Below are 24,059 nucleotides of genomic sequence, written 5' to 3' on the forward strand. Positions count from 1 at the left end.
GTTTAATTTTCGAGATATTCGTCTAAAAGTAAATTGATTTTGTTTAATTTTTCAATGGTTTCATCACCATTTATTACATTGTCAATTTGTTTTTGCTCCACTTGAGAGGCAAATTGTAAAGCGCACATAGCCAATACATCTTGTTTATCTCTTACAGCATAATTTTCTTCAAATTGCTTAATCATTGCATCAATTTTTTTTGAAGCGCTTCTAAGCCCTTCTTCTTGAGAAAAGTCTACCGTTAATGGATAAACTCTGTCAGCAATTGATATTTTAATTTTAAGCTTTTCGTCCATGTTCTTTTGTTAATCTGACAGCTGGGCTATGCAGTAATCAATTTCACGAATTATTGAATTTATTTTAAGCTTTGTATCTCTTTTATTGTCGTCACTGCCTAATAATGCATTGGCTATTTTGAGCGTTTCTACTTGTGTTTTCAGCTCTTCAATCTCTTTAGACTGGTTTTGCGATAGCACTGCAGTGTTTTTTAACTCTGAACGTAAATCTTGGTTGTTTTTCTCTAAACTTTGTATTTTTAGAAAAAGTTTTCCTATCTTATTTTCAAGAGTATCAATTATTTCTGCAATCACACTCATTATAATTCCTATTCATTACTTAATCTTACAAAGTTAGTATTCCTTTTTATTATTACAATATTTTATTGATTTTTTTACGTTAAAATAATCAATCATCTGTAAATCAAATTATTGTGTTTTTTTGAATTGTGGCTTAATTTGAATGTAATTGTTATAATTACTAATGTAACTTTTGCACTGATAGAATTAAGAGCCTTTGTTTCTTCTGTAAAAATTAAAAGATAAAGTTAAGTGCGGGAGTTATTATTAGTGAGAACTACTTGCTGCTATTTGAAATTTATAGCATGATTTGTGGGTTTTGCTTGCTTTTTTTATCTTAGCAAAAATGTATATCATGAAATTCTCCATTTTTTTATTATTATTGACTACAACTCTTTTTGCGCAAACTGAATATCCTAAAGACTATTTTCGTTCGCCTCTTGATATTCCGTTGAAGTTATCCGGAAACTTTGGAGAATTACGGCCTAACCATTTTCACGCTGGTTTTGATATGAAAACCCTTCAGAAGGAAGGTTTAAATGTATATGCAGTTGCTGATGGATATGTGTCGAGGATTAAAATTTCGACATTTGGTAACGGGAAAACTATTTATATTGACCATCCAAATGGTTTTACATCAGTATATGGGCATTTACAGAAAGCGACGGATTCAATTGAAAGTTATATAAAAAAAACACATTATAAAGAGCAGTCTTTTGAGATCGAAATGTATTTTAAACCCAATCAAATGCCTGTGAAAAAAGGGCAGTTAATTGCACTGTCTGGAAATACTGGTGCATCAGAAGGGCCTCATCTGCATTTTGAATTTAGAGATACCAAAACTGAAAAAATAATTAATCCAATTTTTTTTGGTTTTGATGCTTTACTGCAGGATACCAAAAGACCAATTGTGTCTAATTTGTATGTTTATCCGTTAGATTCAAAAACAACTGTAAATCATTCGCAGCGGCGCATTCCAATTAATTTATCGTTGCAAAAAGATGGGACTTATCTAGCAGACAAAATTATTGCTAACGGTAAAATTGGTTTCGGCATTACAACATATGACTATGATGATTTTTCTTTTAATAAAAATGGTTCTTTCAATGTAGATTTGTTTAACAACGGAAAATCTATTTTCGGATATCAATTCAATACGTACTCTTTTGATGAGATGCGTTATATAAATGCATTAATTGATTATTCATTTTATAAAAAGACAAGTCAAAGGATTCAAAAGCTGTTTATGGATCCGCCTTACAATTTAAGTATCATTAAAGCCGATGAATCGAATGGGATAATTACTGTAGCTCCAAATTTAGCGAATGTCTGCCGTTTGGAAGTTTCAGATTTTTATGGAAATAAAACAACAATTGCAATTCCGGTGGAGTATGATTCTCTTACTGCAGTAATTGAAAAGGAAGCTGTAATGGCTAATTATGTTGTGAAATCTTCAAAAGATTGTTTTTTTGAACAAAGTAAAAATTCTGTTTTTTTTCCAGCAGGAACATTCTACAATGACTTTGATTTAAATTTTAAATTTAGTAGTAATGTACTAACGGTGCATGATGATACCGTTCCTGCACATACTAATTTCACCATATCAATGGAAAGCGATGCGTTTGATCCTACTAAAAAAGATAAAGTTTTTATAGGTCGAATAAGCGGCAGCGGAGTTAGTTATAACACTACGAGAGAAAAAAACAATGTTTATGAAATTCGTACTAAAACCCTAGGTCAATTTAAATTGGCAATGGATACGATTCCGCCTGTTATTAAGGTTTTAAAATCAGTTGAAGGTAAAAATTTAGATAATCAAAAGGTTCTTCAAGTCCGTATTTCAGATGGATTATCCGGGATAAAATCTTATAATGGTTACCTTAATGGGAAATGGATTTTGATGGAATATGACAATAAAACAAGTCTTTTGACCTATGATTTTAATGATGGGATAGCAGCAGCGGGTGATAATGAATTAAAAGTGGTGGTAGTTGATAATGTAGGGAATTCTTCTACCTTTGAAACACATTTTCTAAGAAATCAAAAACTGTAAAAAATAAAACCAATTGAATATTTTTAAGCCTCTAGTCTGTTTTATTTTTTTGTTGACAGGAATAACTTCCTTTGCCCAAACTGCTTTTGTTAAAGGAGTTGTTTTGGATAAAAAAAGCAAACCTGTTGAAGGTGTCAATGTATCCTGCGCCAATAATACTGCTCAAACTAACGATAAAGGTTTTTTTCAAATTGCAGTTCCGTCCGATGAAACAGTTACCGTCGAATTTACTCATGTTTCTTTAAAAAAAGCAAGCCTGAAATTATCTTTAAAATCTAAAGAAGTATACGTATTTAATATGTACATGAGTGATCAGGAAGAGCAGATGGGGGAGGTAATCATCAATAATAATAAGAAATCAGTTCAAGGCATTCTTACTTTTGAGGCCAAAGATATTCGTTTTATTCCTGGGGCAAATGCTGGTATCGAAAACATCTTGAAAACGCTGCCTGGTGTTAACTCAAATAATGAACTAAGTACGCAATACAGTGTTCGAGGAGGAAATTATGATGAGAATTTGGTGTATGTTAATGAGATCGAAGTATACCGACCGTTTTTGATACGCTCAGGACAGCAGGAAGGATTGAGTTTTATTAATACTGATTTAGTTCAGAATATTGATTTTTCTGCAGGAGGATTTCAAGCAAAATATGGAGATAAAATGTCATCGGTTTTGGATATCACTTATAGAAATCCAACACAGTTTGGCGCATCCCTTGAAATGAGTTTTCTGGGAGGAAGCCTAGCTGTTGATGCCGTTTCTAAAGACAAAAAATGGTCTGCAATTACTGGGGTGCGCTATAGAAATAACAGTCTGCTTGTCAATAGCCAAGAGACGCAGACAAATTATACACCAACATTTGCAGATATTCAAACTAATATTAATTATAAAGCCTCTGACAAATGGCAATGGAGTTTTTTAGGAAATATTTCTCAAAATAAATATTTATATCAGCCTCTTACCCGTCAGACTAATTTTGGTACGGTTAATGAACCTATGGTGCTTGCGGTTTATTATCAGGGAAAAGAAAAGGATTTGTATAATACTTACTTTGGAGCAATTAAAACGACGTATCAAGTAAATGATACTTTTTCATTAAAATTTATTGGATCTGTTTTCCATACTATTGAACAGGAATATTTTGATATTTATGCACAATATCGTTTGGGGGAAGTAGATACTAATATAGGGTCTGATTCGTATGGCGATATTCAGTTTTCGAGAGGAATTGGTTCTCAGCTCAATCATGCACGTAACGATCTGGATGCTTTAATTGCTAATTTAGAAATAAAAGGGCTAAACAATTGGAAACAAAACCAAATTGAATGGGGAGTAAAATATACAAAGGAGTCCATTCGTGATAGAATTTCAGAATGGGAAGTAATTGACTCGGCAGGATTTTCAATAAGACCGCCAATTATAGTGCCTAAAAATGATGAGCCCTATGTGCCTTATTCTGGATTACTGCTTCCATATCAGTTTGTCAAAGCTGTTAATTTTACTGATATTGATCGGTTTTCTGCCTATGCACAGTGGAGCCACAAAGACAATTTAGGAACAGCTGAAATTTGGTATAATTTAGGTATGCGAATGCAGAGCTGGGAAGTTTCTGGAGACAATCTCAGCGGAAAGGTTCAAACTGTTTTTAGTCCAAGAGCCCAATTTGCAATAAAGCCCGATTGGAAAAAGGATATGCTTTTCAGGTTTACTATAGGACTTTATAATCAGCCTCCATTCTATAGGGAATTACGAGATTATGATGGTGCCGTACAGCCTGATGTCAAAGCTCAGAAATCGCTGAATATTGTTTTGGCTAACGATTATAGTTTCAAAATGTGGCAGCGCCCATTTAAATTAGTTACCGAAGCCTATTATAAAAATATGACGGATGTAAATACATATACCCTTGATAATGTCAGAATACGATATGCAGCTAATAATAATGCAGCAGCTTTTGCACAGGGACTAGATCTTCGGCTTAATGGAGAGTTCGTTCCCGGAACCGATTCCTGGATTAGTTTTGGCTATTTAAAAACGGAAGAAAATATAGATGATAAAGGATATATTTCCAGACCAACTGATCAGAGGTTAAAATTTGGTCTTTTGTTTCAGGATTACATGCCCAAGATTCCAAGTCTAAAACTGTATCTTAATTTAGTTTACAATACGGGACTGCCTGGAGGATCGCCGTCATATTCGGATCCGTATTTGTACCAGAATCGATTAAATGATTACCGTAGAGTAGATGTTGGTTTTTCTAAAGTTTTTATTGATCAAAAGGTAGGAATGTCTACTAAGAAATTTTTTAAAAACTTTAAGGAGCTGTCTTTAGGATTTGAAATTTTCAATCTTTTTAATAATCAAAATGCGATTACAAATACTTGGGTTAGGGATGTGTATACTAAAACAGAATACGGTATTCCTAATTATATGACAGAGCGGGTCTTTAATTTGAAGTTAAATGCAAGACTGTAACAATTTTCGAAAGATAAAATTGGGTTAATAAATCTGTGGTATATTGTCTTTTTCATTTTTTAAAATGATTACATTTGAGTTTATTTTTTAATATTAAGATTATTATGAGAACATCACATTTTGTTTGTATTGGAATTTCGCTTTTACTTTTAGCCAGCTGTAAAGAAGAAACAGAAAAGCCAAAAGTGATTTATGATGCTTCAAAAGCTGGAAAAGAACTTACTAAAGCTGATTCTACTCAAATAAAAATTGCAGATTTGCCCATACAAATGCAGGGAACAAATTATTTGATTCATCCTGTCGGCGATTTGAACGTTTATGAAAAAAGAGCCAAAAATAAATATGGTTCTTCGAGTGTGAACGATTTGAGTTTCACAATATCAAATACATCCGAATATCAGATTACGGGTTATCTGCAAAATTTTAAATTTCAAAAAATAGGCTCAGATTCTATAAAAGCATTGACAGACAAACCCGTTTTGATTCAAACTGCTACTTATTTGAAATCGGTTTCAGATAAAATTAATAAACAAATTATGGTTTATACTTTGATGGATATGGACACTAATAAAGACGGAAAACTGGATGTCAGTGATATTACAACATTGTATTTAAGTAAAATCAGCGGAGAAAAATTCACCAAAGTTTCAGTTGATTTTCAAGAGCTGATAGATTGGAATCTAATTGAATCTCAAAATCGTTTGTACTTTAGAACAGTTGAGGATACCAACAAAAATGGAAATTTTGATAGTAAAGATGTGCTGCATTACAATTATATCGATTTGGCTTCAAAAGACTTGGAAGTTAAAACCTATGATCCTATTTCAAATTAAAATATCACTTTCTAAATCTGATTTTTCTATTTCAAAATCAAATCCAAGTTGTTTTACCAATTGAATAACCAAATTTTTATACCAATTTTCAGATTTGGGATGAATGTAAATTTTTTCTATTAGCTGACTAATGTCGATGTTTATTTTTAGACCATCATTTAGTTTAATATTACTGTCGGCTACGTCAGTGATGATGCGTACTTCTCGCTCATACTGAAAACTTTTACGTTTGAATAAAAAAGGAAAAAACATATCATCAAACGGGATATATTCCTTTTTGTAGTCGATGTAATTAACTTCGCCAATATATTGTTTGTGATTGTTTTCGGGCGCTAAAGCATTTTGAAGTCTTTTTACAGTAGATTGTATAGCTAATCCTTCGCTGTTTTGAGTGAAAATCTGCCACATTGCAAAAGATTCGTATTCATTGATATGCCAGCTGCTGACGGCGACTTTCTCCCGATGTGTTTTGTAGAAATTTAAGAAATCAGGATTGTTTGTTGAAAGTTTTTTAATTTCTTCAAAAGTAGGTTCACTAAAAGTACCCTCGTACTGATCCTCAAATTTGTCGGATCTTGACATAAATAGTTTTTGCGAAATTAATAAATCCAAAAACTTCGACAAGTCCAAATATTTCCAAACAACTGTATCTGGATCTTGTGGAAGTTTTATGTTAGGATTATTGAGGTACATTGTTTTTAGATTTAAAGAAATTTAAAAATGAAATAATGTAGATTTTTTAAGTGGGCAAGAAATATGTTTTCCTAATTACTTAGATTTCTTATGGTTTTATTCGAATTACGACTCAAATGACTGCATAGTTACCAATTTGTTGTAGGTTCCTTGTAGTTCAATTAGTTCCTCATGAGTACCTTGTTCGACAATTTTTCCTTTTTTCATTACCACAATTTTATCTGCTTTTTGAATGGTCGAAAGGCGGTGAGCAATTACGATTGAAGTTCTGTTCTGCATCATGTTTTCAAGGGCGACTTGTACAAATTTTTCGCTCTCAGTATCCAATGCTGATGTTGCTTCGTCCAGAATCATTATCGGCGGGTTTTTCAAAACGGCACGGGCAATTGATAGTCTTTGTTTTTGACCGCCTGAAAGTTTGTTACCGCTGTCGCCAATATTTGTATCAAAACCAAGCGGCAAATCTTTTACGAATTCATACGCATTGGCAACTTTTAATGCCTCTATAATTTCGTCATCAGAAGCATCTGGTTTTCCGATGAGGATATTATTTTTAATAGTGTCGTTAAAAAGAATAGAATCCTGAGTAACCAGACCCAGTAAACTGCGTAAAGAATGTAACGTCATATCTTTGATGTCAATTCCGTCAATTTTTATATTTCCTTCCTGCACATCGTAGAAACGAGTCAATAAGTTGGCAATGGTGCTTTTCCCGCTGCCAGACTGACCAACAAGAGCTACAGTTTTACCTTTAGGAACTTCTAATGAAAAGTTATGCAGCACATTTTCCTCTTCATATTTGAAATTGATATTTTCAACAGTAATAACGCTGTCAAACGATTTTTTAATTATCGCGTCTGATTTGTCAGTAATTGTATTTTCAACTTCAAGAACTTCAAATACACGCTGCGCTGCAGCCATACCGCTTTTTACAGAATAAGTTGCTTTTGAAATTGCTTTGGCTGGTGTCAAAATATTATAGGCTAGTCCCATGTAAGCAAGGAATTTGGCGCCTTCTAATAAGGGCTGTCCGTTTGCTAATTTTTCAACCAGCACCATATTACCTCCGTACCAAAGTAAAATTGCAATAACAACAATTCCCATAAATTCGCTCATTGGCGAAGCAAGATTATTTTTTTTACCAATACTGTTTGAGAGTTTTAATAACGTCGTAACTGAATCATTAAATTTGCTTTTGAAGCTGTTTTCAGCATTATAGCTTTTTACTACTTTCATACCTGAAAGAGATTCTTCTACAATTGAAATTAAGTGACCCGCTTCGGATTGAATTCGTTGTGATTTTGATTTAAGTGATTTTCCTATAATTGAAATTAAATATCCGGAAAGAGGTATAAAAATGAAGACAAAAATCGTTAATTTAATACTAATCGCAAACATGGCAATGATGGTAAATACTATTGTCATTGGTTCTTTTACAACTAATTCTAAAATAGCAAAGAAAGAGTTCTGAACTTCACCAACATCACCCAGCATACGAGCCATAATGTCGCCTTTCCTTTTTTCGGAATAATAAGAAACAGGAAGCTCGATAATTTTATTATACATCGTATTTCTTAAATCTTTTAACACACCATTTTTTAAGTGCATTAAATGATTTGACGCCAAATAATTGAAGAGGTTTTTAAGAAGAAAAGTCGATATTACTAACGAAACAACTAGAACTAAAGCATATTGAGGACCGCTTGCCTCAGATAATTTAGTGATGTAATAATATAAATAATCATTTGCATATTTTGTTATATCAAAAATGCCTTTGTAAACCGGTTCTGCAGTTATTTTTTCAGTTTTATCGAACAGCACCTGCATCATTGGAATTAATGATATAAATGAAAGCGTGCTGAAAAGTGCATATAAAACATTATAAATCACATTCATAATGACATGTGATTTATAAGGTTTTATAAAAGGAAATATTTTTCTTAAATTTTCGTCCATTAGTTTAACTGCATGGCAGTAATTATATTTTTAATTTTTTCGTCTAAAACCTGCTCAACTTTTACAAAATTTTCAACCGAATCCAATTCCGTTTTTACACTGATGTAAAATTTAATCTTCGGCTCAGTTCCGCTTGGTCTTGCACAAATTTTAGAACCATCTTCTGTATAATAAATCAATACATCAGCTTTTGGCATATCGATAGTTTCCTCTTCGCCGGTAAATAAGTTTTTAGCAATAGATGATTTGTAATCTTCGACCATTACAACTCTTTGACCATTAATTTCTTTTAATGGATTTTCACGTAAAGAAATCATCATTTTATTGATTTCTGCCAATCCCTCCATTCCTTTTTTGGTAAGCGAAATTAAATGTTCTTTGTAAAAACCGTGTTCTACATATAACTCTAGTAATTTTTTGTAAACGGTGCTTCCGCTGGCTTTGGCTTGAGCTGCTAATTCGCAGATTAATAAAGTGGCTGCAACAGCATCTTTATCACGAACAGCGTCGCCAACCATATATCCAAAACTTTCTTCTCCGCCGCCAATGAATTCTAATTCTGGGAAATCCTTAATCATTTTGGCAATCCATTTGAAACCTGTCAGACCAACTTTGAACCCAACTTCATAAGCCGAAGCCAATTCCATAATCATTGGAGTAGAAACAATAGTAGAGCCTACGAATTGCTTTCCGTTGATTTTACCAGCTTTTTTCCATTCTTCCAATAAAAATGCGGTCATCAAAATCATCGTTTGATTTCCGTTTAATAAAATCATTTTGCCTTCGTTATTTCGAACAGCAACACCAAGGCGGTCGCAGTCAGGATCTGTACCAATAACGATATCAGAGTTAGTTTTGTCTGCCAATGCCAATGCCAGTGTTAAAGCTTCCGGTTCTTCAGGATTTGGAGATTTTACAGTTGGGAAATCACCATTTGGAACTCTTTGTTCTTCAACAATATTTACATTTTTATACCCCGCTTGAGCAAAAGTTTCAGGAACAGCAGTAATTGAAGTTCCGTGAAGTGAAGTAAACACAATATTCAAATTATCTTTTGCTTCCTGAGAAGTTCCAAAACTTGCGTTTTCGATAGTCGATTTTATAAAAGCCTGATCAACTTCTGTATCAATATATTGAATCAAATCTTCGTTTGCATCAAATTTGATTTGGCTGTAATTTAATTTTTCAATTGTATTAATAATGTCGCCATCCTGCGGAGGAACAATCTGTCCGCCATCTTCCCAATATACTTTGTAACCGTTGTATTCTGGAGGATTGTGAGATGCTGTTAGTACAATTCCGCATTGACAGCCTAAATATTTAAGAGCAAAAGATAATTCTGGAGTAGGTCTTAAATCCGAAAATAAATAAACCTGAATACCATTTGCAGAAAAAACATCGGCAACCACTTTTGCTAATGATTTACTGTTATGACGGCAGTCAAAAGCAATAACTGCTTTCAAAGGCTGGTTTGGAAATGCAATTTTCAAATAATCTGAAAGTCCCTGAGTACTTTTCCCAAGTGTATATTTATTGATGCGGTTGTTCCCAACACCCATTACACCGCGCATGCCACCTGTTCCAAATTCCAGATTTTTATAAAAACTCTCTTCTAAGTCTTTTGGGGAAGTTGTCATTAATTCTTTGATGGCAACTTGAGTTTCATTGTCAAACGTAGGAGTTAACCATTCGTTTACTGCGTCTAAAATGTTTTGTGCTATGTGCATTATATATTTAGTTTAAGTTGTTAATCTGTTTTATCAGGAGCTAATCCTGCTATCCGCTATAATCTTTTTCTCTTAAATCTTTTTTTCCAAGAACTGTCAGGAGCTTCCTTCGGTCGCTCTGCCCGTTCAGGAAAAAATAGATTTATTCAAAAAAGGATTTCCGCTACTATCAGGGCTATAGCGGTAAACTCGAAAATTAGTTTTTTATAACCTATTTTGGTTTCTTACTTTTTGCTTATTTGTCCTAAATGGAGTTAATTTAACACTCTTTATTCTTGCTTTGTTCTTCTTTTGAAGATATGAAGGAGGGTTAAAAATTTACCTCAGTTGCAACCTTATATCGTTCCTCATTGTTCTTGGTTCGCAAAATAATTTCCCCCAGAAATCCTGCCAAAAATAATTGGGTTCCCAAAATCATTGTTGTCAAGGCGATAAAAAACCAAGGATTATTGGTAACTAATGTATATTTCATTCCATTATACATATGATATAGTTTGGAAATCCCAATGTAACCAGCGGATAAAAAACCAATGATAAACATTAAGGATCCAATGGCGCCAAACAAGTGCATAGGCCTTTTTCCAAATCTGGAAAGAAACCAAATGGTAATTAAATCTAAGAAACCATTAATGAAACGTTCCATTCCAAATTTGGTTTCTCCATATTTTCTTGCTTGGTGCTGAACAACTTGCTCACCTATTTTGCCAAAACCCGCATTTTTTGCCAAAACCGGTATGTATCTGTGCATTTCGCCAGATACTTCTATGTTTTTTACAACAACATTTTTGTAAGCTTTCAGTCCGCAGTTAAAATCGTTCAATTTCACTCCAGATGTCTTTCTTGCTGCCCAGTTAAATAGTTTCGAAGGGATGTTTTTGGCCACAACTGAATCGTAGCGTTTCTTCTTCCAGCCCGAAACCAAGTCGTATTTTTCTTTGGTAATCATTTCATACAAAGCCGGAATTTCGTCTGGACTGTCCTGTAAGTCGGCATCCATAGTGATAATTACATCACCTTTTGCCTTAGCAAAACCGGCATGCAAAGCCTGCGATTTTCCGAAATTTTTCATGAATCGAATCCCTTTTACATTGGGATTCTCAGTGGCAAATCCTGATATAATGTTCCAGGATTCATCTGTACTTCCGTCATCCAGAAAAATGATTTCATAACTGTAATTGTTAGAATTCATTATTGAAATGATCCAAGTGTACAATTCTTGTAAAGATTCCTCTTCGTTAAGAAGTGGTATAAGTATGGATAAATTCATTATTTGTATTCTTGATGTATAGTGTTGCTTTTAAAGAATGCAGCCAAAATCAAGCCGAAAATTGAATTAACAACAAGGCTGTAAACAAAGCCTTTTAAAAGTTCAACTATTGAATAAGGATTGCTTTCATCCAATTTTTTCATGGCTTCATTGATTGCAGAGGCTGGTGTTCCAAATTTCTGCAGCATTTCCGAAGTGTATTTTGCTGTTAAGTCTTTTAAAGTTTCTTTTGCTGATGGGTCGATAAAATTGAATAGAATAATGTTGAAAAGAGTTGAAATTGCTATGCCAATAGCAGCGGCTATAAAATAGGTTGTGAAAGCTTCTTTGTATGGAAAAATTCCATTTAAATCTTTTTTTGTTTTTACAAGTAAAATAATAGCAATAACAAGATATAATCCTATAATTGATGCCCCAAGCCAGCCTGATATAAAAAGATTAATATTGACAGCGTATATTGTTGCAGTTATTAATGCAGAAATGATTCCGATTAGTACCCCGAAAGTTATTCCGTTTTTTTTAACGATTTCGTTTGTCATTGGTAGTTGATTTAAATTAATCCACAAATATAGCAATTCCCAATATAATGAGGCGTAAAAAATGATTTTTACGGTTATATAAAAAAAACAGTGCAAAGGTTTGTATATTAAAAAATAAGTGTAAATTTGCACACTCAAAATAATATTGTAAAACAAAAAGTTATAGCGGGTTTATACCTTTTCTGTTAGAAGAAAAGCTTCAAGACAAGTTATAGCTAAACAAATAAAAAAGATTTCAAGATGAAAAAAGGTGTACACCCAGAAAATTACAGATTAGTTGCTTTTAAAGACATGTCAAATGAAGATGTTTTTATCACTAAATCTACTGCAGATACTAAAGAAACTATCATTCACGAAGGTGTTGAATATCCAGTTGTAAAAATGGAGATTTCTAGAACTTCTCACCCTTTTTACACAGGTAAATCTAAACTTATCGATACTGCAGGACGTATTGATAAATTCAAAACTAAATACGCTAAACACGCTAAATAATTTTAGCTGTTTTCAAATACATCAAAAGCCTCGCAATTTGCGGGGCTTTTTTTATAAAATTACGTTTTCTTTCTTTTGTTATGAGAAGGTATAGCTCAGTAAAATTTAAAAATAATTGTAACTTTGCGCTGATAACCAAATCACATTTTAACAATTTATAATCTAATTTATGAACTATATACTTTTTGACGGTCCCGCTCGAAATGCATTGTTACCCTTTACTTTTACACGCCCTGTAGCCGATATTTTGGTTGGAATTATGACAATTCGTCAAAAATGGGAAGCACATTTAAGATCCACAACCACAACGGTGACTGAAGAATATTTATCAGAGAAATTTCCAATGGTTGAGCTGGAGGAAAATGTAATGATTAATGCTTCTTTTTTGCCAAATAATGTTTTGGCAGAAATGGTTAGTAATCTTGGTCCTAATCAGGCTATTTTCAAGGGGGATGATGTTGTTGCTTTTTATGCGGATGATCAGCAGGAAGTAGATTTCGATACTTATGAGATTCTGGAATACAATGAAGACTGTATAACTATCGAGAATACTTGGGATATTTTTTCTAAAAATGACTTGGCAATCCGTGAAGATTTTGAATTCTTAGCAGAAGATAGAAAATCTCAGCCCATTCCTGCAAGCGTAAACGCTATCGCGCCTGAAAATATTTTCATAGAAGAAGGAGCTAAACTGGAGTTTGTAACTCTGAATGCTTCAACCGGACCAATATATATAGGTAAGGATTCTGAAATTATGGAAGGATCCATTATTCGGGGGCCATTTGCTTTATGCGACAATGCGCAGGTAAAAATGGGAGCCAAAGTATACGGAGCTACTACAGTGGGGCCTCATTCTCGAATTGGTGGCGAGGTGAAAAATGCTGTTCTTTTTGCTTATTCAAATAAAGGACACGATGGTTTCCTTGGAGATTCTGTATTAGGTGAGTGGTGCAATATCGGAGCAGACAGCAATAATTCTAATTTGAAGAATAATTACGAAGAAGTGAAATTATGGAGTTATGAAACGGAAAGCTTTGCTAAAACAGGCCTTCAGTTTTGCGGATTGATGATGGGAGATCACAGTAAATGCGGAATTAATACCATGTTCAATACCGGAACTGTGGTAGGAGTGAGTGCAAATATTTTCGGAAGCGGTTTCCCGCGAAATTTTGTACCAAGTTTTTCGTGGGGCGGAGCAGCAGGGTTTACAACTTATGTGACTAAAAAAGCTTTTGAAACTGCAAGGTTGGTAATGAGCCGTAGAAATGTAGATTTTGATGAAAAAGAAGCTGCTATTTTGGAACATATTTTTGAGGAATCAAAAAAATGGAGAAAGGAATGATTTTAATTTGATAATTAGAAAATTAGATAATGCTCCGCAAGGTTGATACTTTGCGGAGTTTTTTGTTTTGAATTATCTAATTGACTAATTTTCTAATTATCAAATTCCTCAATTGATACATTTTCCAAATTATCTAATTTTCAAATTGCCTAATTATCTAATTAATCTATCTTTGCGCTTTCAAAAAAAGTTGAGAATTAAACTTCTAAACTTTATAAACCTTTAAACTTTAAGATGATTACAATTAACGATATTTCGGTTCAATTTGGAGGAACTACACTTTTTAGTGATGTTTCTTTTGCAATAAATGAAAATGATAAAATTGCCCTTATGGGTAAAAATGGTGCTGGTAAATCAACACTTTTAAAAATTATTGCAGGAGAAGGTAAGCCTTCTACAGGAAGTGTTTCTGTTCCAAAAGAGGCCGTTGTTGCTTATCTGCCTCAGCATTTATTGACTAAAGATGGTGCCACAGTGATGGAGGAAGCGTCAAAAGCGTTTGGCGAAATCTTTAAAATGAAAGCTGAAATCGATGAAATCAATGAACAATTGACTGTTCGTACTGATTATGAAAGTGATGCGTACATGAAATTAATCGAAAGAGTTTCGGACTTAAGCGAGAAATATTATGCTATTGAAGAAGTAAATTATGAAGCTGAAGTAGAGAAAATCTTAATCGGTTTAGGTTTTGAAAGAGAAGATTTTACACGTCAGACTTCTGAATTTTCGGGAGGATGGAGAATGAGAATAGAATTGGCTAAAATTCTTTTGAAAAAACCAGATTTGATTTTGCTGGATGAGCCTACGAACCACATGGATATCGAGAGTATTCAATGGCTGGAGGATTTCTTGATTAATTCTGCGAAAGCAGTTGTGGTAATTTCGCATGATAGGGCTTTTGTAGATAATATTACCAATCGCACTATTGAAGTGACAATGGGGCGTATTTATGACTACAAAGCAAAATATACTCATTATTTAGAGTTGAGAAAAGACCGTCGTATTCATCAGCAGAAAGCTTATGATGAACAGCAAAAGATGATTGCTGATAACAGAGCTTTTATCGATCGTTTCAAAGGGACATTTTCTAAAACTGATGCCGTTCAGTCGAGAGTTAAAATGCTAGAGAAATTAGTTATCGTTCAGGTGGATGAAGTGGATACATCTGCATTGAAATTAAAATTCCCGCCCGCAGCACGTTCTGGTCAATATCCTGTGATTGTAAAAGAAATGTCGAAATCGTATGGTGATCATGTGGTTTTCAAAGATGCTAATATCGTTATCGAAAGAGGTCAGAAAGTCGCATTCGTTGGGAAAAACGGAGAAGGAAAATCAACAATGATCAAAGCTATAATGAAAGAATTTGCTCCTGACAGCGGTTCGGTAGAAATTGGTCACAATTCTCAAATTGGTTATTTTGCTCAAAATCAAGCGGCTTTATTGGATGAAAACGCTACCATTTTTGAAACCATAGATGATATTGCTGTTGGTGATGTTAGAACACAGATAAAAAATATTCTTGGAGCTTTTATGTTTCATGGTGATGATATTACAAAGAAAGTTAAAGTGCTTTCAGGTGGTGAAAAAACACGTTTGGCAATGATTAAATTATTGCTTGAGCCAGTGAATTTGCTGATTCTCGATGAGCCTTCGAATCACTTGGATATGAAAACCAAAGATATCATTAAGGATGCTTTGCGTGATTTTGACGGAACTTTAATTTTGGTGTCTCACGATCGTGATTTCCTTGATGGTTTGGCTACCAAAGTTTTTGAATTTGGAAATAAACGTGTTGTTGAGCATTTTGAAGATATTACAGGTTTCTTGGCTCACAAGAAAATGGACAGCATGAAAGAAATTGAAAAATAAATTTTAGGTTAAAAAAAGGAAAGAGGCTGTTTTGTAAACAGCCTCTTTTTTTATATGCGTATTCCAGGAGGAAGTAGCTCTTTGTAAATTGGATTTTTTTTAAAGAAAGCGACAATTTTTGGATGAATCGGCACAACTTTTAGCTTTTTCTCAATGACGGTTTCCATGATGTTTTTTAGAAAATTAGAAATAAATTCTTCGTCATTGTAATTCTCGGGGGTGTTAATCTTGGTTAAAAATATTTTTTTTTCTTGAAATGAATATTCTAAAGTAATTATGCCGCTTTCAGTTTTTGTTTCAAATTGTCTGGCAAAAGCATTGTCTTTAATTTCTAATCTTGTTATCGTTTCCATTTGATGCATTGATAAAATGATTTGTAAATATTTATGAAGTTTAATATGCTTAAATAAAACACAAAGGTAATGATTTGATAATCAGAGACAATGATTTTTATCATTTACTTATTAAACTAAATTTTTAAAGAGTATGTGGTTAATGATTAAAACGGTTTTGTTATTTTATAAAAAAATCAATTTTATTTTTATTAAAAGTATCATAAGTGATTGACAGATGAGAATAAAAAAATTAACTTTAAGGATTGTAAGGGGGCAACTTGTCTAGGTTTCTCTCAATAAAATATGTGATATGAATAAGATTCCGGTTTATTTTATGCCAGGCTTAGCGGCTAGCACTGCAATTTTTGAAAGAATAAAACTTCCTGAATCTGAATTTGAAATGTTTTTTTTGGAGTGGGAAATTCCAAATGAGAAAGAGTCTTTGCAGGAATATGCCAAACGGATGACTCAAAAGATTGTACATGAAAATTCAGTTTTGATAGGAGTTTCTTTTGGCGGTATTTTGGTTCAGGAAATGGCAAAATTTATTTCAACACGCAAAATCATAATTATTTCCAGTGTAAAAAGTAATCTGGAATTTCCTAAAAGAATGGTTTTGGCCAAAAGGACAAAAGCCTATAAGCTGCTTCCTGTAAGTTTGGTTCAAAATATTGAAAGCCTTGCTAAATTTTCATTTGGAAAAAAAGTAAATGAAAGACTTAAGCTGTATGAAAAGTTTCTTTCGGTAAGGGATAGGCGATATTTGGATTGGGCTATCGAGCAGGTGATTTTATGGGATAGAACAGATGCTGATCCCGATGTGATTCATGTTCATGGAGACACGGATGATGTTTTTCCAATTAAATATATTGAAAACTGTATTGTAGTCTCCGGAGGAACTCATGTTATGATTCTTAATAAATACAGGTGGCTGAACTCTAATTTGCCTAAGATTATTTTAGGCGAAAAATATGTTTAGAAATTAATTAGTGGTAAAACTTCTGTTTTTAGTTACTGCATTAACTAGGTTTTCGTTAATATCTTTACTAAAGTAATTATAACTGCTTATAATAGCCTCCTTAATTGGTGTTTTTAATTTAATTTTATTCTCAAAATGCTTAACGTTAACTACGTTTTTATTTTCATCAATGAATATTGAAGTAGGGAAGCCTAATGTATGTTTTATTGTAGCAATTATGTGTGAATCTTTAGCATAATATTCGTTAGCGTAACATACTTTGATAACATCATTGAATTTATTGGCAATATTTTTTAAATCACTTTTTTTGTCCCAAAAAACTACGATGAACTGCAGGTCATTTCGATGTTCTTTGGCAAGTATATTTAATGCGGGAATTTCGCCCTTGGGAATTACACACCAAGATGCGTAGGTAATAATAAATATAGGTTTGTTGATTCGATTAATTTTAACGTTTTTTTCTTTATAAACTTTAATGCTGAAATCATCAAATTTTGTCCCAATAAGTTTTGTTTTAACTAAAGAATCAAAAAGTTTTTTTCCTTCTTTTATATCATTGCTCTCGTAAGCTTTATTCGATGCTCTTTTATAAGGAGTAATATTTTCTTTTATTGCATCGGTGAAATACACAATTGTATCTTGGCTATATACAGAGTATAAGTTGAAAAGAAACAATAAAATGAGTAGTTTTCTTTGCATAAATGGTTAGAATTTAATAGGTTGGCAAAAATAAATAATGTTTATAACAATTTGATAACTTTACCGATTAACGACAAATAAATCCGTTTATATGACTTAAAGGTATAAAAAAAAGCGTTCTAAAATTAATTAGAACGCTCTTTTGTAAATAAAATTGTAAAATTATATTTTTTTCATCTGCTCTTTCATCATGGTGATTTGATCCTTAAGCATGTTTTGTTTGTCCAGCTTTTTTGCTTCGTTTAATAAAGCGGTAGCTTCAAGTTTTCTTCTGCGGGACATTGCTACTCCGGCTAAATTTAATTTAGCAACAGCTAAATCCATATCCATTGATAAACCAAGTTCGATTGCTTTTTTGAAATATTTCTCTGCTTGATTAATATTTGTCTGTGAAAGCATAATTCCATGCAGGTAATTAAAATATCCCTGTTGTTTTCTAACTAATGCAGTTTCTGGGTTTTTAATATAAGCTAACCATTTTTTAGCTCCTTCAAAGTCTTGTTTTCTTAGTTTTAAAAACGCAAGTAGTATGAATTCGTTTTTGAAATAAAGAAAAATTGGAATTGCAGTCAATAATATAAGGAAGATTCCATTTCCGACTGAGTCGTCGACAATTTCGTAAATACCAGCAACGACAAGAAGTCCGGCTAGTATAAGTTTTATAATTTTGTTAAACATAATTGATGTATATTTGTGTCTGCAAATATAGTAAAAGGATTTAAAAATATTTTTTAAAAACTACTTGCCAGTGAAAAAAGTCTTTGTATATTTGCACTCGGTTTTGAAATAAGCAAAACTCGAAAACAAACTGATACTATAATTAAGATTTAAATATACAAAGCAATGAGCAAAAGAACGTTTCAACCATCGAAAAGAAAAAGAAGAAATAAACACGGATTTATGGATAGAATGGCTTCAGCTAATGGAAGAAAAGTTCTAGCGCGCAGAAGAGCTAAAGGAAGACATAAATTGACTGTTTCTAGCGAACCTAGACACAAAAAATAATGTTTGAATAAACATCTATAAGGCGTTACTTTTTTTAGTATCGCCTTTTTTTATACCCAAGCGGTACTGCTGTATAAAAGTTTGATATTTGATTTTTCCTAACAAATTTCAAATTATAAGTGATAAAAATATAACTACAATAATAAAAAAAATGCCAAAAGACACATCCATTAAGTCCGTTTTAATAATAGGTTCAGGTCCGATTGTAATTGGTCAAGCATGCGAATTTGATTATGCTGGATCCCAATCTGCCCGTTCGATCCGTGAAGAAGGAATTGAAGTAATTTTAATTAACTCCAATCCAGCTACAATTATGACAGATCCTTCAATGGCGGATCATGTTTATTTGAAACCCTTAACAACAAAGTCAATTATTGAAATTCTAAAGGAGCATCCGCAGATAGATGCAGTTTTACCAACAATGGGAGGACAGACTGCTTTGAATTTATGTTTGGAGGCTGATGAAAAAGGGATTTGGCAGGATTTTGGGGTAAGAATGATTGGTGTTGATGTTAATGCTATCAATATTACTGAAGATAGAGAGCAGTTCAAACAATTGCTTCAAAAAATAGATGTTCCAACTGCACCTGCAAAAACGGCTACTTCTTTCTTGGAAGGAAAAGAAATAGCGCAGGAATTTGGATTCCCATTAGTAATTCGTCCTTCATTTACATTAGGAGGAACTGGAGCAGCATTTGTACATACTAAAGAAGAGTTTGACGAAAAACTGACTTATGGATTAGAAATGTCACCTATTCACGAAGTTTTGATTGATAAAGCTTTGATAGGGTGGAAAGAATACGAATTGGAATTATTGAGAGATAAAAATGATAATGTTGTGATTATCTGTTCAATCGAAAATATGGACCCAATGGGAATTCATACTGGAGATTCAATTACAGTTGCGCCAGCGATGACATTATCGGATACAACTTTCCAAAAATTACGTGACTACGCCATCTTAATGATGCGCAGTATCGGAAACTTTGCAGGAGGATGTAATGTACAATTCGCAGTTTCGCCAGATGAAAAAGAAGATATCGTTGCGATTGAAATCAATCCTCGTGTATCTCGTTCATCAGCTTTGGCTTCGAAAGCGACTGGTTACCCAATTGCAAAAATTGCTTCTAAATTAGCTTTAGGTTACAATTTAGATGAATTACAAAACCAAATTACAAAATCAACTTCAGCTTTATTCGAGCCGACTTTGGATTATGTAATCGTAAAAATACCGCGCTGGAACTTTGATAAATTTGAAGGAGCAGATAGAACTTTAGGTCTTCAAATGAAATCAGTAGGTGAGGTAATGGGAATTGGACGTTCGTTCCAAGAAGCATTGCACAAAGCTACACAGTCATTGGAAATCAAAAGAAATGGTCTTGGTGCTGACGGAAAAGGATATACCAACTACGAGCAGATTATCGAAAAACTGACTTTTGCCAGCTGGGACCGTGTTTTCGTAATTTATGATGCTATCGCAATGGGAATTCCATTGAGCCGTATTCATGAAATTACTAAAATCGATATGTGGTTCTTGAAACAATACGAGGAATTGTATGTTTTAGAAAAAGAAATTTCGAACTACACCGTACAATCTTTACCGAAAGAATTATTGCTTGAAGCGAAACAAAAAGGTTTTGCTGACAGACAGATTGCACACATGATGGGGGCCAAGGAGAGCGAAGTTCATTCTTTGCGTATGGATATGAATATTAACAGAGTGTTTAAATTGGTTGATACCTGTGCAGCGGAATTTCAGGCTAAAACACCTTATTATTATTCTACTTTCGAGGCTGAAATCGAAAAAGCTAATGGTGAGCGTTATGTTGACAACGAAAGTGTTGTTACTGATAAAAAGAAGATCGTTGTTTTGGGTTCAGGACCAAACCGTATCGGACAAGGAATCGAGTTTGATTATTCTTGTGTGCACGGAGTTTTGGCAGCTAAAGAATGCGGTTATGAAACCATCATGATTAACTGTAATCCTGAAACGGTTTCGACAGATTTTGACACTGCTGATAAATTATATTTCGAGCCAGTATTCTGGGAGCATATTTATGATATCATCCAACACGAAAAACCAGAAGGTGTTATCGTGCAGTTAGGAGGGCAGACAGCTTTGAAACTAGCTGAAAAATTGTCGAAATATGGAATAAAAATTATAGGAACAAGTTTCGATGCTTTGGATTTAGCCGAAGACAGAGGACGTTTCTCCGATTTATTGACAGAATTACATATTCCTTTCCCTAAATTCGGAATTGCTGAAACAGCTGACGAAGCTTCTGCTTTGGCAGATACTTTAGACTTCCCATTATTGATTCGTCCTTCTTATGTATTAGGAGGTCAGGGAATGAAAATCGTAATCAACAAAAAAGAATTGGAAGAGCATGTTATCAACTTGCTGAAGCAGATTCCAGGTAATAAATTGCTTTTAGATCATTATTTGGCTGGAGCAATCGAAGCTGAAGCAGATGCTATTTGTGATGCTGACGGTAATGTGTACATCATCGGAATTATGGAGCATATCGAACCTTGCGGTGTGCACTCAGGAGATAGTAATGCGACTCTGCCTCCTTTTAACTTAGGAGAGTTTGTAATGCAGCAAATAAAAGACCATACCTTTAAAATAGCTAAAGCTTTAAAAACAGTTGGTTTAATCAATATTCAGTTTGCGATAAAAGACGATACCGTTTATATCATCGAAGCAAACCCTAGAGCATCCCGTACGGTTCCATTTATTGCAAAAGCTTACGGAGAGCCTTATGTAAACTATGCTACCAAAGTAATGTTAGGTGAGAAAAAAGTAACCGATTTTGATTTCAATCCTAAATTGAATGGATATGCTATCAAACAGCCGGTTTTCTCTTTCAGTAAGTTCCAAAATGTAAACAAAGCATTAGGACCAGAAATGAAATCAACTGGAGAAAGCATCTTGTTTATCGAAGACTTGAAAGACGACCAATTCTACGAATTATATTCTAGAAGAAAAATGTACTTGAGTAAATAAAATTTAAGTCCATAATATCAAAAAAGCCTCGTTTTCGAGGCTTTTTTTGTTATATTCTTAACATTGAAGATACAGTTTATTAAAGCTTATCTTTATTGTGTTAAAATTTATATATTTGATAAAAATCTATTCCATTATGTTTAAAATTAAGACTTTAAATTTCAGTACGCTGTTTCAGTTCTTCTTTGTAATGTTATTGATATCATCTGGTGAGATTCATTCGCAAACATTTACCGATAGTAATCTGCCAATTGTTGTAATCAATACAGATTTGGATCCTAATACCAATCTGCCATTGGAAATATTAGATGATCCTAAAATTTTGGCTGCTATGAAAATCATAAACAGACCAGATGGAAGCAGAAACTTCCTGACGGATGTCAATACCGCTGAATATTTAAACTATGATGGAAGAATTGGTATTGAGCTTAGAGGTTCTACATCACAGCTTTTGCCAAAAAAGCCATATGGGCTGACAACTTTAAAAGCGGATAACAAGAGTAATAATAATGTGAGTATATTAGGTATGCCGGCAGAAAATGATTGGGTTTTAAACTCGTTTGCTTATGATCCTTCTTTCATGAGGGATTTTCTTTCCTATAATTTAGCAAGGCAGATAGGTGATTACGCTTCAAGGACAGTTTATTGTGAAGTTGTTATTAATGGAGAATATCTTGGCTTGTATGCTATGCAGGAAAAATTAAAGACAAACTCAGAGCGTATTAATATACTTAAAATTAGCTCTTCAGATGTAAGTCTCCCTAATGTAACAGGAGGTTATATTACAAAGGCAGACAAAACTACTGGTGGAGATCCTATAGCTTGGTCCATGTTTTCTACTGCGGGCTGGGTTGATTTTATTCATGAGCTGCCTAAACCTACTGCGGTAACGCCAGAGCAAAACACATATATTCATAATGAGTTTTTGAAATTAGAATCAAGTGCAACTAATCCAGATTTTATAGCTGGTTATCCATCTGTTATTGACGTGCCTTCTTTTGTAGATTTTATGCTGCTTAATGAGTTTGCTTCGAATGTTGATTCTTATCAGTACAGTACTTATTTTCATAAAGACAGAAATGGTAAATTGCGTGCAGGACCTATTTGGGATTTTAATTTAACATATGGTAATGATTTGTTTGAATGGGGTTATGACCGCAGCAAATCAGATGTTTGGCAATTTGCCAATGGTGATAATGTAGGTCCTAGGTTTTGGTCTGATCTATTTACTGATTCTAATTTTAAATGCTATTTATCAAAACGCTGGAATGAACTGAGCCAGACAGGCATGCCTTTTAATTATTCTAGTTTAGAGCAAAATATTGATAACACAGTAAGTTATATTACAGAAGCTAAAAATCGTGATAATATAAAATGGGGAGCTTTAAGAGATTTTACTACTGAAATTGCAGGTATTAAAACTTATTTGTCTGCTAGAATATCTTGGATTACTAGTAACTTAGGATCTTTTTCTTCATGTAGTGCTGTTCAAGTTCCTTCTTTAGTAATTAATAAAATAAATTATAATCCAGCTATTTCCACAGGTTTTTCGGTTAGTGATGATTTAGAATTTATAGAAATTGTAAACACAGGCAATACAACTGTAGATTTGACGGGGGTATATTTAAAAGAATTAGGGATCACCTATCAATTTCCGGCCAGTTCGATTGTTTTAGCGGGAGCTAGTATATTTTTAGCCAGCAATACAGTTACATTTCAAAATAAATATGGAATTCCTGCATCTGGGCAATTTACCCGAAACCTATCTAATAGTTCCCAAAAATTGGTTTTGGCAGATGGATTTGGAAACACTATTGACAGTGTTGAGTATTCTGACGCATCACCTTGGGTAACCGAGGCAGATGGAAATGGAAGTTATCTGAAATTAATAAGTACAGACTTGGATAATAGTTTAGCATCAAGCTGGATTGCAAAAAATGATACTTCCCTTTCTACATCCTCATTTTTGAAGTCAGCTGTTATTGAGGTTTATCCAAATCCAGTTACTAATGTTTTAACTGTTCATACAAGTAAGCCTATAGCAGGAATTAAAATTTATTCCGTTTTGGGGATTTTGTTAGATGATATGAAGCAAAAATCAGAGAATACACAAGTAGATTTAAGTAAATATACTAACGGAGTATATTTTATTGCTGTTTATGATGAAAATGGCTCAGTTACTCAAAAAATAATAAAACAATAATAAAATGTA

The 24,059-nt window shown here is 33.4% G+C and carries 20 protein-coding genes; 10 read left to right on the forward strand and 10 right to left on the reverse strand.

Going from position 1 to position 24,059, the window contains the following annotated elements; translation table 11 throughout:
- Positions 1-2 precede the first annotated feature (2 nt).
- Positions 3-296: a cell division protein ZapA gene (locus C8P67_RS17855; RefSeq protein WP_115814550.1), complete on the reverse strand. Its 294-nt coding sequence runs from the start codon at positions 294-296 to the stop codon at positions 3-5.
- A 9-nt stretch (positions 297-305) separates the two neighbouring features.
- Positions 306-596 carry a hypothetical protein gene (locus tag C8P67_RS17860; protein WP_115814551.1) on the reverse strand — a complete coding sequence of 97 codons (291 nt, stop codon included), beginning with the start codon at positions 594-596 and terminating at the stop codon, positions 306-308.
- Positions 597-930: 334 nt separating this feature from the next.
- On the opposite strand from C8P67_RS17860, the gene C8P67_RS17865 reads away from it, so the two are divergent.
- The 3 genes from C8P67_RS17865 to C8P67_RS17875 all read left to right on the forward strand — a co-directional run bounded on the left by C8P67_RS17865 (position 931) and on the right by C8P67_RS17875 (position 5,937).
- Positions 931-2,628, forward strand: a complete 1,698-nt coding sequence (locus C8P67_RS17865; protein WP_115814552.1) for a M23 family metallopeptidase — start codon at positions 931-933, stop codon at positions 2,626-2,628.
- Positions 2,629-2,641: 13 nt separating this feature from the next.
- The gene (locus C8P67_RS17870; RefSeq protein ID WP_245980498.1) at positions 2,642-5,104 is read left to right on the forward strand and encodes a TonB-dependent receptor; all 2,463 of its coding nucleotides are present in this window, start codon (positions 2,642-2,644) and stop codon (positions 5,102-5,104) included.
- A gap of 104 nt (positions 5,105-5,208) precedes the next feature.
- Positions 5,209-5,937 (forward strand): hypothetical protein, encoded by a 729-nt coding sequence (locus C8P67_RS17875; RefSeq protein WP_115814553.1) that lies wholly within the window; start codon positions 5,209-5,211, stop codon positions 5,935-5,937.
- Here the strand turns inward: C8P67_RS17875 and C8P67_RS17880 are convergent.
- From C8P67_RS17880 to C8P67_RS17900, 5 genes are all read right to left on the reverse strand, one after another.
- The gene (locus tag C8P67_RS17880) at positions 5,929-6,630 is read right to left on the reverse strand and encodes a DUF2971 domain-containing protein (RefSeq protein WP_115814554.1); all 702 of its coding nucleotides are present in this window, start codon (positions 6,628-6,630) and stop codon (positions 5,929-5,931) included. The two genes, C8P67_RS17875 and C8P67_RS17880, sit on opposite strands and share 9 nt — an antisense overlap.
- Before the next feature lie 105 nt (positions 6,631-6,735).
- The gene (locus tag C8P67_RS17885; RefSeq protein ID WP_115814555.1) at positions 6,736-8,586 is read right to left on the reverse strand and encodes an ABC transporter ATP-binding protein; all 1,851 of its coding nucleotides are present in this window, start codon (positions 8,584-8,586) and stop codon (positions 6,736-6,738) included.
- Positions 8,586-10,313: a phospho-sugar mutase gene (locus C8P67_RS17890; protein ID WP_115814556.1), complete on the reverse strand. Its 1,728-nt coding sequence runs from the start codon at positions 10,311-10,313 to the stop codon at positions 8,586-8,588. Before C8P67_RS17890 ends, C8P67_RS17885 begins: the two co-directional genes overlap by 1 nt.
- A 310-nt stretch (positions 10,314-10,623) precedes the next feature.
- Positions 10,624-11,580 carry a glycosyltransferase family 2 protein gene (locus tag C8P67_RS17895; RefSeq protein WP_115814557.1) on the reverse strand — a complete coding sequence of 319 codons (957 nt, stop codon included), beginning with the start codon at positions 11,578-11,580 and terminating at the stop codon, positions 10,624-10,626.
- The gene (locus tag C8P67_RS17900) at positions 11,580-12,119 is read right to left on the reverse strand and encodes a DUF4199 domain-containing protein (protein ID WP_115814558.1); all 540 of its coding nucleotides are present in this window, start codon (positions 12,117-12,119) and stop codon (positions 11,580-11,582) included. The genes C8P67_RS17895 and C8P67_RS17900 overlap by 1 nt, the downstream gene beginning before the upstream one ends.
- Positions 12,120-12,359: 240 nt before the next feature.
- On the opposite strand from C8P67_RS17900, the gene C8P67_RS17905 reads away from it, so the two are divergent.
- The 3 genes from C8P67_RS17905 (at position 12,360) to C8P67_RS17915 (ending at position 15,822) form a co-directional block, all read left to right on the forward strand.
- Positions 12,360-12,611 (forward strand): type B 50S ribosomal protein L31, encoded by a 252-nt coding sequence (locus C8P67_RS17905; RefSeq protein ID WP_115814559.1) that lies wholly within the window; start codon positions 12,360-12,362, stop codon positions 12,609-12,611.
- Between the two features lie 169 nt (positions 12,612-12,780).
- Positions 12,781-13,953: a GlmU family protein gene (locus tag C8P67_RS17910; protein WP_115814560.1), complete on the forward strand. Its 1,173-nt coding sequence runs from the start codon at positions 12,781-12,783 to the stop codon at positions 13,951-13,953.
- 234 nt (positions 13,954-14,187) lie between these two features.
- Positions 14,188-15,822 carry an ABC-F family ATP-binding cassette domain-containing protein gene (locus C8P67_RS17915; RefSeq protein WP_115814561.1) on the forward strand — a complete coding sequence of 545 codons (1,635 nt, stop codon included), beginning with the start codon at positions 14,188-14,190 and terminating at the stop codon, positions 15,820-15,822.
- A gap of 50 nt (positions 15,823-15,872) precedes the next feature.
- Here C8P67_RS17915 and C8P67_RS17920 read toward each other — a convergent pair whose 3' ends face one another.
- The gene (locus C8P67_RS17920) at positions 15,873-16,184 is read right to left on the reverse strand and encodes a GNAT family N-acetyltransferase (RefSeq protein ID WP_115814562.1); all 312 of its coding nucleotides are present in this window, start codon (positions 16,182-16,184) and stop codon (positions 15,873-15,875) included.
- A 283-nt stretch (positions 16,185-16,467) separates the two neighbouring features.
- Here C8P67_RS17920 and C8P67_RS17925 point away from each other — a divergent pair, with 283 nt between their 5' ends.
- On the forward strand, positions 16,468-17,136 hold the full coding sequence (locus C8P67_RS17925) for an alpha/beta hydrolase (RefSeq protein ID WP_115814563.1): 669 nt from the start codon (positions 16,468-16,470) through the stop codon (positions 17,134-17,136).
- A gap of 3 nt (positions 17,137-17,139) precedes the next feature.
- Here C8P67_RS17925 and C8P67_RS17930 read toward each other — a convergent pair whose 3' ends face one another.
- Positions 17,140-17,835: a TlpA family protein disulfide reductase gene (locus C8P67_RS17930; RefSeq protein ID WP_115814564.1), complete on the reverse strand. Its 696-nt coding sequence runs from the start codon at positions 17,833-17,835 to the stop codon at positions 17,140-17,142.
- Positions 17,836-17,997: 162 nt separating this feature from the next.
- Positions 17,998-18,513, reverse strand: coding sequence for a DUF2892 domain-containing protein (locus tag C8P67_RS17935; RefSeq protein WP_115814565.1), 516 nt, complete (start codon positions 18,511-18,513; stop codon positions 17,998-18,000).
- 165 nt (positions 18,514-18,678) lie between these two features.
- Between C8P67_RS17935 and rpmH the strand changes: the two genes are divergently transcribed.
- The 3 genes from rpmH to C8P67_RS17950 all read left to right on the forward strand — a co-directional run bounded on the left by rpmH (position 18,679) and on the right by C8P67_RS17950 (position 24,050).
- Positions 18,679-18,840: a 50S ribosomal protein L34 gene (gene rpmH, locus C8P67_RS17940; protein ID WP_008464848.1), complete on the forward strand. Its 162-nt coding sequence runs from the start codon at positions 18,679-18,681 to the stop codon at positions 18,838-18,840.
- Between the two features lie 151 nt (positions 18,841-18,991).
- Entirely contained in the window at positions 18,992-21,847 is a 2,856-nt protein-coding gene (gene carB / locus C8P67_RS17945; RefSeq protein WP_115814647.1) for a carbamoyl-phosphate synthase large subunit, read from the forward strand.
- A gap of 136 nt (positions 21,848-21,983) precedes the next feature.
- Positions 21,984-24,050 (forward strand): CotH kinase family protein, encoded by a 2,067-nt coding sequence (locus C8P67_RS17950; protein WP_245980501.1) that lies wholly within the window; start codon positions 21,984-21,986, stop codon positions 24,048-24,050.
- Positions 24,051-24,059 lie beyond the last annotated feature (9 nt).

Source organism: Flavobacterium aquicola (assembly GCF_003385115.1).
In the GTDB taxonomy this organism is placed as follows: Bacteria; Bacteroidota; Bacteroidia; order Flavobacteriales; family Flavobacteriaceae; genus Flavobacterium; species Flavobacterium aquicola.